Consider the following 8,899-nt stretch of genomic DNA (forward strand, 5'->3'; position numbering starts at 1 on the left):
AAAATATGGATCGTCTTGACCGAAAAATTTTACATCTTTTGCAAGAAAATGCGACACTTTCTGTTGCTGATATTGCTAAAAAAGTGGGACTTTCGACCACTCCTTGCTGGCGTAGAATTCAAAAACTTGAAGAAGATGGCGTCATTCAGCGTCGTGTTGCTGTTCTTTCTCCAGAAAAAGTAAACGCACACGTCACTGTTTTTGTGTCTATTCGCACAAATACACATAGTCATGAATGGTTTAAGCGTTTTTCAAAAATTGTGCAAGAATTCCGTGAAGTCATTGAATTTTATCGAATGAGTGGAGATATTGACTATTTATTGCGTGTTGTTGTGCCCAACATTGAAGCTTATGATCTTTTTTATAAAAAATTAATTTCTAAAATTGATATCCGTGATGTCTCATCTTCTTTCGCAATGGAACAGATTAAATATACAACGGAACTTCCACTTAATTATATTAAATTACACGACAAGACGCATGAACAAAACTCTTAAGATTTTTATATCCGTCTCATGACTTTTAGGCATTCAAACTTTCTTGTTCCAAAACTGCCATTTGTGCATGTGTTAAAACAGCGGCTTTGACGATACCAGCTGCCATAGCTGCTCCTGTCCCTTCACCAAGACGCATCCCCAAATCTAGAAGTGGTTCTTTGCCAATTTTTTTTAAAAGTTTACGATGAGCTGTCTCAGAAGAAACATGTCCAACAAGGGTATGATCAAGAGCTTTTGGATGCATTTTATAAAGAACCGCTGCAGCTACTGTTGCCACAAAACCATCTAAAATAACGGGTATTTTTTCTATTCTTGCTGCTAAAATAGCACCAACCATAGCAGCAATCTCACGTCCTCCTAAGCGACGCATTATCTCAAAAGGATCATTGAAATAATCCTTGTGCAAAGAAATAGCTGTCTTAACCGCTGCAATTTTACGCTGATAAAAATCACCTTCTGATTCCATAGCATTTCCTGTCCATTCTTCCACTTCCCCTCCAAACAATGCTAAGCATAAAGCTGAAGCTATTGCTGTGTTTCCAATTCCCATTTCTCCAATACATAAAAGATCTGTTCCACCCGCAATGGATTCCATTCCAAATGCCATTGTAGCAGCCGCACTCCGCTCATCCATTGCGGCATCCTTCGTAATATTCATTGTTGGATATTCTAATGCTAAATCAAATATTTTTAATCCAAGATCATAAGCAATACAAATTTGATTGATAGCAGCTCCACCAGAGGCAAAATTTTCTACCATTTTTTGTGTCATAGATTGTGGAAATGGTGTAATATTCTCCTCTACAATACCATGATTTCCAGAAAAAATAGCGACCAAAGGTCTCGTTACGATAGGTTTTTCTGTACCCCTCCACCCCGCATACCAAACAGCAATATCTCCTAGTTTTCCTAATGTTCCTTGCTCTTTTGTTAAGTCTTTTTGCCGTTTTTTTGCCAAAATTATAGAAAACTCATCAGCAACAGGTAAATTTGTAAGCAAAGCACGAAAATCATCAAATGGACTAGCGGTCATAAGGATACCTTTTAAAATCTACAATGTTTATGAAAATCCCGTCATATATACAGGATATGAATAATTTATTGTTTTTTTAACAGTGCTTTAAAAATGTTAAATACTATGAAAGCAATAATTTCTACATTCTATTTTCAACCCTAATAACAAACGTGCAAGATTCAAAATGTTATTAATATCTTATGATTACCTTTACAGTGATACCCTTAACCTATTTTTTATTTAATAGGCATAATCAGCATGCCGTTTAATATATACATTCCAACAATTCTTATGCATAATAAAAGTTATAAACTTTCAAAAACTTATAAAATTGAAGAGATCAAAATTATCGCAAAGACATCCAAACGCAAAGGATCTCAACTTTAATATATGTTAATTATTAGGCTATTATTAAATGAGAGCATAAAAAGCTTCTTTTAAAATACATATATCTGCATTTGGTTTTGTCGCATCATTTGATAATATTTGCCTCCATCGACGTGCCCCACCTCGCCCATGAAATAAACCAATCATGTGACGTGTCACATGAGAAAGCCGCCCCCCCGATGCAATATGTCGAGCTGTATAATCACACATAACCTCAATAAGATCACTCTCACTCAGATTATTTTGCGTCTCACCATAGAGTTCAAAATCAATATGTTTTAACAAAGCTGGATTATGATAAACTTGGCGACCAACCATGACAGCATCACAGAAAGTTAAGTGTTCTTTGATCTCATCAATCGATTTAATTCCACCATTTATCCCAATGAATTTATGAGGATATTTACGTTTTAATTTGTAAACTCTTTCATAATTAAGGGGCGGAATATTACGGTTTTCTTTCGGACTCAATCCTTGCAGCCATGCCTTGCGTGCATGTATCCAGAGCGCATCACATCCAGCATTCCAAACCTGATTAGCCAAAAGATCTAACGCTAACTCTTCATCTTGTTCGTCCACTCCAATCCGACATTTGACAGTTACAGGTATAGTAACCTCTCGTTTCATCGCTTCCACGGCATTTGCCACAATGTCTGGATGTAGCATCAAACAAGCCCCAAAGACACCTGCTTGAACACGATTTGATGGGCACCCGACATTAAGATTTATTTCGTTGTAGCCAAAATCCTCAGCAATTCGTGCAGCTTCTGCTAACTTTCTCGGATCAGCCCCCCCTAGTTGTAATGCAACTGGACGTTCTTTATCGCTAAAAGCCAACAATTGTTCGCGAACACCATGAATGACAGCATCTGCTACCATCATTTCCGTATAAAGGAGAGCTTTTTTCGTTAAAAGACGATAAAAAAACCTGCAATGTCGGTCTGTCCAGTCCAACATTGGTGCTACTGCAAATTTTATAGGCGATGGAAGGTTGTAAAATATCATGAGGGTATTACTCTCACGTCCCTATAGCTCTCTCTTTATACATAGAAAAATACTTACTTTTAGTTTACGGAAAATTTTATTCTCTTATACTATCATGAGTATAATAACAGTTCATTATTTTCAATTGATATCAAGGTTTACTACAATCAATCATGATAAAACACAATATCGCATTTCTCATAGATTAGTGTTTAGGTATATAAACATGAAAAAAGAAGATTTTCACCATAATATAAAAAACTCATTTACAAGTTCTTCTTACGCTCATCAAGCCTCCATCCTTACATGATTTAGCACAGCATTTAAGATAATAAATGCTAAACTAACACATTATACAATTTTTTATAATAGATTTAATTTTCTTTAGATTTTTTTAACTTATTGTGCAAATAAATGCTACAGAAAGTATCTTTATCTTCTCCTAAAGAAAGAATAAAAATCCTTATTTCACATGAATCTAATTATAAATCATTTTTTTCAATGAGTTATTCTTGGTAACATTCTTGAATTTCACTTTATAAGATAGACAAATTTCATCCTAAATATTCTATCTAATTTTGCCATTTTGTGATTCTTGCAAAAAAAACTAAAATCAGGGTATAGACAGCCATTGCCTTTTTAATATCTATGACTGATATCAGTATCTCTTTAAGGAAAATATTTTACAATATTGCAGATAAAATCTGTAAAATAAAATGATCATAAAAGTTGTTCAATCTCTTGTTGGCTTTGCATATAGGAAGAAAGAGTATCAACCTCTTGTTCATTAAATAGGAGACCCAGTTTTGAACGACGCCATAACACATCTTCACATACTTTAGCCCATTCTTTTTCCATCAACCATTTTACTTCTACTTCATAAAGCCCATGTCCAAAATTTTTTCCTTTATTTGCCTTACCATGTGCAAAGATCACCAATGCTTCCGTACCGTAGGAGCGTGCAAGCCTGCGATGTGTAAAAGCATCTAAATCTGGCATCAAAAGAGCAATCCTATTTTCGATTGTATCTAATTTGTTATAGGGAAAATCACCCCCTGGAAGTACTGCCTTAGCCGTCCATGATGCTCTCTTTTTACCAAGCTCTTTTTCAACAAATTTCATCGCATCTTCAGCCAACTTACGATAAGTTGTAATCTTTCCACCATAAAGATTAAGTATCTTTGGTGTCGTTCCTGTTCCCATTTCTTTTAAAACATAATCGCGCGTAATTTCTTGTGCTTTTGAAGCTCCATCATCATAGAGTGGACGAACTCCCGAGTAAGACCAGACAATCGTTTCAGGCAACACTGGTTGTATGAAATATTCACTGGCTGCTGCACAAATATAATCAATTTCTGTATCAGTAATATGAACGTCAGCCGGATCTCCTTGATAATTACAATCTGTTGTTCCAAGTAAGGTAAACTCTTCTTGATACGGAATAGCAAATATAATACGCCCATCACCATTTTGAAAAATATAAGCACGATCATGAGTATAAAGCTTGGGAACCAAAATATGAGAACCTCTAACAAGCCGTACTGGTGAATGTTCTTTACAATCTAATATGCTTGCTAAAACATGATCAATCCAAGGACCTGTCATATTCGCGACATAAGAAGCTGTGACACTATATTCTTTGCTACTTAACTTGTCTTGAAGAAAGATACGCCATTTATTGTCTTCTTTTTTTAAAGAGAGAACTTCTGTTCGTACTTTTATATCAGCTCCCCACTTTTCTGCATCACGAGCATTGCCAATAACTAAACGCGCATCATCTACTCTTGCATCAGAATATTCAAAACCTCTCTGATATTCTTTCTTCAGTGTAGAGCAAAATTTTTGTGAAAAATTAATCGTTTTACTGCGCCACAATTTCTGATTCCAATTCCCTAAATAATCATAAATAAAAAGTCCAAAACGCAACATCCAAGCAGGGCGCAATTCTTTATGATAAGGAAGGAGAAAACGCAAAGGACGCACAATATGTGGAGCCATACGTAAAATAATCTCGCGTTCTTTCAATGCTTCACGAACAAGTTTGAACTCATAGTGTTCAAGATAACGAAGCCCACCATGAATAAGCTTTGTTGACGCACTTGAGGTCCCAGATGCAAGATCGTTCATTTCAGCCAATCCCACTTTAAATCCGCGTCCTGCTGCATCTCTTGCCAATCCACAGCCGTTTATCCCTCCTCCAATGATAAACAGATCATAATGTGTTGTGGTTTTCATAATTTCACTTTTCATTATTTAATTTTGTTTCTCAGTACTCAATAAAGCAACAGGAAAAAATAATACAAATGTTCTTCATTGTATTATCAACGTACTTTTTCCTAAAATAAACACGCACAAAAAGCTTTTGATACCCTTATACATCAAAACAACATTTGACAAATTAAAGAGATTTTTTTTATCTTTTACAAAACATAATCCTTACCAAGCCAAGGTTTATCATATGAAATCTTTTTAGAGAAAAATTGATGTTTTTTCTCATTCTTAAAGATACACTATAACTAAATGCTTCATTGCACATAGATAGCGCTTTTCATATAGTTCACTCAATGACACCCTAAAAAATGTGAAGGTATACAAATGAATTATCACTCTCAAAACTCGAAAATAACACTTTTTTCAAAAATTTTAGTCATAGTTATGTCGAGTATTTTAATCTTTTTACCTTCTTTATCAAACGCAACATCACACTCAAAAACAGCAAATGATTTAAGCTTAGAAAAGCTTAAATCACAACTTTTGGAAGATTCTAGCTTTTTATCTAAGCTTAAAGAAAAAATGATACCACATACTGATTCTCATCATATTCAACAAATCGTCAGAGAGTATCTTCTTACTCATCCAGAAATTATGATTGAAATGCAGCTTATTCTTCAAGATAAGCTGGAAAAACAGAATGAATACGAAAACCAAAAACAAACTTCTGTCATTCATTCATTAGAAAAAGAGATTTTTCATTCTCCTCATGACGCTGTTTTGGGAAACCCAAATGGTAAAAGAGTGCTTGTCAATTTTTTTGATTACAACTGTGGTTATTGTAAAATTTCCTATTCAAATATAGAAGACTTGATAAAAGAATATCCAGATTTAAAGGTTATTATCAAGGACTTACCAATTTTAAGCTCTGATTCTATGGCAGCCCATACTGTTGCCTACGCATTTCGAAAACAATTTCCAGAGAAATATCCTCAGTTTCACAAAACGCTTTTAATGTATCAGGGTCGTGCAAATGAAGCTAAAGCTATTAAAGTAGCTGTTTCATTAGGAGCAGATGAAAAAAAACTACATAATGCAATAAAAGATCCCACTCTGCAAAACGCTTTTAAAGAAAACATTCAAATTGCCTCTGCACTTCATATTACGGGAACACCTTCTTACATCATTGGTGATAAAATATTCATCGGCGCAGCCAGACAAGATATTCTAAAACAAGCGATAGATAATACACAGTGAATACCTGATCCGTTTTAGGAAGAATACTGTAAATGAGGTAATTTTATGCTTTCTCTTTTTTGATAACAGGCTTATAAGTGCAATTTTACGTAAAGCAGATACAAGTTTTAAATTGCAAAGTATAATGATTTAAAGGAAATAAAAATCTTTAAAGCCTCAAAAGATGTCATCCCTAATCTAGAGATATTCGGTCATAAAATGAGATAATGACGATCTTCATTGATCAAGGAGTTAGAAATAAAATGGCAACAAAAAAAATGGATTCGGCAAAAACCGCAATTGATACGAAAATTATTCGTGATCTTGCTGAAATTTTGAATGATACAAATTTAACGAACATTGAAGTTGAACAAGGGGAGCTTCGTATTTGTGTCTCACGCCAAAATACCTTAACTTCTTCTGAGCAAGCAATCTATGCCCCTGTTTCTACTCCTACTTTTTCTGTAACATCTTCTCCAGTTCCAACAGCTGAATCTCCTATACAATCTATCCAAGAAGATAAATCAAAAAACACAATAACCTCTCCAATGGTTGGAACAGCTTATCTTGCACCCTCACCAGGCGCACAACCTTTTGTAGAAGTAGGACAAAATGTTTCTGAAGGGGAGACATTACTTATTATTGAAGCCATGAAAACAATGAATCAAATTTCATCACCGCGCTCCGGTACGGTAACCACTGTTCTTGTCAAAGATGGTCAACCTGTTGAATTTGGTGAACCACTTATTATTGTTGAATAAAGCGAGGGGCAACCATGATTCGAAAAATCCTCATTGCTAATCGAGGAGAAATTGCTCTTCGCGTTTTACGTGCATGTAAAGAACTTGGCATAAAAACCGTGGCTGTTCACTCTACCGCTGATGCAGATGCAATGCATGTTCGTCTTGCTGACGAAAGTGTTTGTATTGGCCCTCCTCCCGCTCGTGATTCTTATTTGAGTATTCAGCAAATTATTGCTGCTTGTGAAATTACAGGAGCGGATGCTGTTCATCCAGGTTATGGCTTTCTTTCTGAAAATGCAAAATTTGCAGATGTTCTAGAAGCCCATGATATTACATTCATCGGTCCAACAGCTACTCATATCCGCATCATGGGCGATAAAATCGAAGCAAAGAAAACCGCCAAAAAACTTGGTATTCCTGTAGTTCCAGGTTCAGATGGAGCAGTCACTGAAGAATCAGATGCTTTACGCACTGCTCGTGAAATTGGTTATCCAGTTATTATAAAAGCTTCTGCCGGTGGTGGCGGACGTGGTATGAAAGTCGTTCATTCTGAACAAGAATTTTCTATAGCTCTCAAAACAACGCGTTCAGAAGCGAAAGCTGCTTTTGGTGATGACGCTGTTTACATAGAAAAATATTTAGAAAAACCCCGTCATATTGAAATTCAAGTCATAGGTGATGGTGCGGGAAATGCTATTCATTTAGGAGAACGCGATTGTTCACTTCAACGACGGCATCAAAAAGTATGGGAAGAAGCTACGTCACCTGCACTTAATGAAACTGAACGGAAAAAAATTGGAAATATTGTTGCAAATGCTTGTGCCCAACTTGGATATCGTGGAGCTGGTACTATTGAATTTCTTTATGAAAATGGCGAATTTTATTTTATTGAAATGAATACACGTTTACAAGTCGAGCATCCTGTAACTGAAGCAATTACAGGTATAGATTTAGTCCACGAACAAATCCATATTGCATCAGGCTGTAAACTTTCAGTGACACAAGATGAAGTCTGTTTTTCTGGTCATGCCATTGAATGCCGTATTAATGCAGAAGATCCTATTAACTTTACGCCATCACCTGGAACCATTACACATTTTCATACACCTGGAGGTTTAGGGATTCGTGTTGATTCAGGCGCTTATTCAGGTTATCGCATTCCTCCTTACTATGATAGCATGATTGGAAAGCTGATTGTTCATGGACGTACCCGTTTAGAATGTATGATGCGTTTACGGCGTGCTTTAGATGAATTTGTCGTCGATGGGATAAAAACTACACTGCCTCTTTTTCGCGATCTTATTAATAATCAAGATGTTGCTGATGGTAATTATAATATTCACTGGCTAGAAAATTACCTTGCTCATCAATCAAAGTCTTCAGATTCGTAATTCGATAGCAAAACGGTGCATTCTTATAAAAGATTCTATAAGATATCAACATAAGGATAGTTCCAACCTTGCTGTAAAAAGTGGAAAAAGGAAATAAATTGGTTATTTTTTATATAGTTTTCTTTTAATATACATAAAATTTAATAATTTTCTGTTTTCCTTTTTGTTAGTTTGTGCTAACTCCTACATGGTTACGCCCTTATAGCTCAGTTGGTAGAGCACCTGATTTGTAATCAGGGGGTCGGGAGTTCGAGTCTCTCTGGGGGCACCATTTTATTTCTTAAACATATTGAAATATATAGTTTTTTTCTTTAAATAGCTATTTTCAGACCACCTTTTAGACCACCTTCTACAGTTTATATAATTTTACCTAATTTGTTCTTATTTGCTCCGTATTTTTCTTTGGAGTAAAAGCTAGGATCTCTTTTTTTCTCC

7 protein-coding genes and 1 tRNA gene are annotated in these 8,899 nt (G+C 35.4%); 5 read left to right on the plus strand and 3 right to left on the minus strand.

The genetic code is table 11. From position 1 onward, the window contains the following. The first annotated feature begins 5 nt into the window (after nt 1–5). Nucleotides 6–497, plus strand: a complete 492-nt coding sequence (locus ACFIMK_RS09275) for an Lrp/AsnC family transcriptional regulator (protein WP_015856433.1) — start codon at nt 6–8, stop codon at nt 495–497. 25 nt (nt 498–522) lie between these two features. Here ACFIMK_RS09275 and cobT read toward each other — a convergent pair whose 3' ends face one another. The 3 genes from cobT to glpD form a co-directional block, all read right to left on the minus strand. After that, nucleotides 523–1,530 (minus strand): nicotinate-nucleotide--dimethylbenzimidazole phosphoribosyltransferase, encoded by a 1,008-nt coding sequence (gene cobT / locus ACFIMK_RS09280; protein ID WP_375628152.1) that lies wholly within the window; start codon nt 1,528–1,530, stop codon nt 523–525. Between the two features lie 393 nt (nt 1,531–1,923). Then, nucleotides 1,924–2,904 (minus strand): tRNA dihydrouridine(20/20a) synthase DusA, encoded by a 981-nt coding sequence (gene dusA, locus ACFIMK_RS09285; RefSeq protein WP_375613406.1) that lies wholly within the window; start codon nt 2,902–2,904, stop codon nt 1,924–1,926. 699 nt (nt 2,905–3,603) lie between these two features. Beyond that, a complete protein-coding gene (gene glpD / locus ACFIMK_RS09290) occupies nt 3,604–5,133 on the minus strand; it encodes a glycerol-3-phosphate dehydrogenase (RefSeq protein WP_375628154.1) in 1,530 nt (509 codons plus the stop codon). Between the two features lie 345 nt (nt 5,134–5,478). On the opposite strand from glpD, the gene ACFIMK_RS09295 reads away from it, so the two are divergent. The 4 genes from ACFIMK_RS09295 to ACFIMK_RS09310 all read left to right on the plus strand — a co-directional run bounded on the left by ACFIMK_RS09295 (nt 5,479) and on the right by ACFIMK_RS09310 (nt 8,735). Next, nucleotides 5,479–6,351 (plus strand): DsbA family protein, encoded by an 873-nt coding sequence (locus tag ACFIMK_RS09295; RefSeq protein WP_375621287.1) that lies wholly within the window; start codon nt 5,479–5,481, stop codon nt 6,349–6,351. A gap of 242 nt (nt 6,352–6,593) precedes the next feature. After that, nucleotides 6,594–7,091 (plus strand): acetyl-CoA carboxylase biotin carboxyl carrier protein, encoded by a 498-nt coding sequence (accB, locus tag ACFIMK_RS09300; RefSeq protein ID WP_375613403.1) that lies wholly within the window; start codon nt 6,594–6,596, stop codon nt 7,089–7,091. Between the two features lie 14 nt (nt 7,092–7,105). Next, entirely contained in the window at nt 7,106–8,464 is a 1,359-nt protein-coding gene (gene accC / locus ACFIMK_RS09305; RefSeq protein ID WP_375613402.1) for an acetyl-CoA carboxylase biotin carboxylase subunit, read from the plus strand. Between the two features lie 195 nt (nt 8,465–8,659). Next, a tRNA-Thr gene (locus tag ACFIMK_RS09310) sits at nt 8,660–8,735 on the plus strand. Nucleotides 8,736–8,899 lie beyond the last annotated feature (164 nt).

Source organism: Bartonella sp. AP280QHHD, assembly GCF_042196125.1.
Lineage (GTDB): Bacteria > Pseudomonadota > Alphaproteobacteria > Rhizobiales > Rhizobiaceae > Bartonella.